Here is a 1,381-nt window from a genome sequence, read left to right as displayed (position 1 = left end):
GGTGTCAAGGCGTGTCTAGGACGTAAAGCAGCGGAGCTCCGGTATAGAGGGTGGTCACTCTAAGACGCCCTTGAACCTGGAGCTCCGCTGGCTGATCAGATTGCCATAACCCGGACGGTGACGGTAGCGGCGGGCGTGTTCGCGCCGGGTCATCTGGGCGAGCTGACTCGTCTGGTGCCGTTCGAGATGGTTGACGATGTCCTATCCTCGACCAGGCGTACGCAGTCGCGGGTCCGGCTACTGCCGGCCCGCGTTGTCGTGTATCTGCTGCTCGCGGGGTGCCTCTTCGCAGAGCTGGGATACCAGCAGGTATGGCGCAAGCTGACCAGTGGTTTGGCCGGCTTGCCGCTGGTGTCGCCCACCGGCAGCGCACTGCGCCAGGCCCGGCAACGGCTCGGTCCGCAACCGGTGCAGGCCCTGTTCGAACTGCTGCGCGGCCCGGCCGCCACGAGCGCCACGCAGGTGCGCTGGCGGGGTCTGCTGGTGGCGGCGATCGACGGCACCCTGCTGACAGTCGCGGACTCGCCCGCCAACACCGACCGCTACCGCAAACAACGAGGCAACCACGGCGGCTCCGGCTACCCGCAGTTGCGGTTGAGCGCGTTGCTGTCCTGCGGCACCCGCTCGCTGATCGACGCCGTATTCGACCCGGCCGCCGTCGGTGAACTCGACCAAGCCCGCCACCTCGCCCGCAGCCTGCGACCCGGGATGCTGCTGCTGGCCGACCGCAACTACGCCGCCGCAGACCTGATCACCACCCTCGCCGCGACCGGCGCGCACCTGCTCATCCGCTGCAAGAACGGCCGCAAACTACCGAACCTGCGCCGCTACCGCGACGGCTCCTTCTCCTCGCTCATCGGCGGGCTACCCATCCGGGTCATCGACGCGCAGATCAGCATCACCACCACCGCGGGCACCCACACCGGCGACTACCGACTGCTCACCACCCTGCTCAACCCGGCCACACACCCCGCCGCCGAACTGGTCCGGCTCTACCACCAGCGCTGGGAGATCGAAACCGCCTACCTCGAACTCAAATCCAGCATCCTGGCCGGACGCGTCCTGCGCGCCCGCACCCCCGACGGCATCCAACAAGAGGTCTACGCCCTGCTCAGCGTCTACCAACTACTACGCACCGCGATGGTCGACGCCACCGACAGCCGACCCGGCATCGACCCTGACCGGGCCAGCTTCACCACCGCCCTGGACACCGCCCGCAACCAAGTCGTGCAAGCCGCCGGCGTCATCACCGACACCGTCATCGACCTCGTCGGCGTCATCGGCACCCACGTCCTGAACCACCTACTGCCCGACCGCCGCATCCGCGTCAAGTCCCGCATGATCAAACGCTCCAACAGCAAATACCAAGCCCGCGGCCCCA

The 1,381-nt window shown here is 67.7% G+C and carries 1 protein-coding gene; it reads left to right on the top strand.

Features of this window, described 5'->3' with window-relative positions:
• Window positions 1-117: 117 nt before the first annotated feature.
• On the top strand, window positions 118-1,381 hold a 1,264-nt coding region (locus tag DLJ59_RS02125; protein WP_244235788.1), incomplete at its 3' end, for an IS4 family transposase.

The sequence above is a fragment of the Micromonospora inaquosa genome (assembly GCF_003857055.1).
Lineage (GTDB): Bacteria > Actinomycetota > Actinomycetes > Mycobacteriales > Micromonosporaceae > Micromonospora > Micromonospora inaquosa.
The sequence above is the reverse complement of the archived record's forward strand: the minus strand, read 5'-3'. Positions and strand labels throughout refer to the sequence as shown.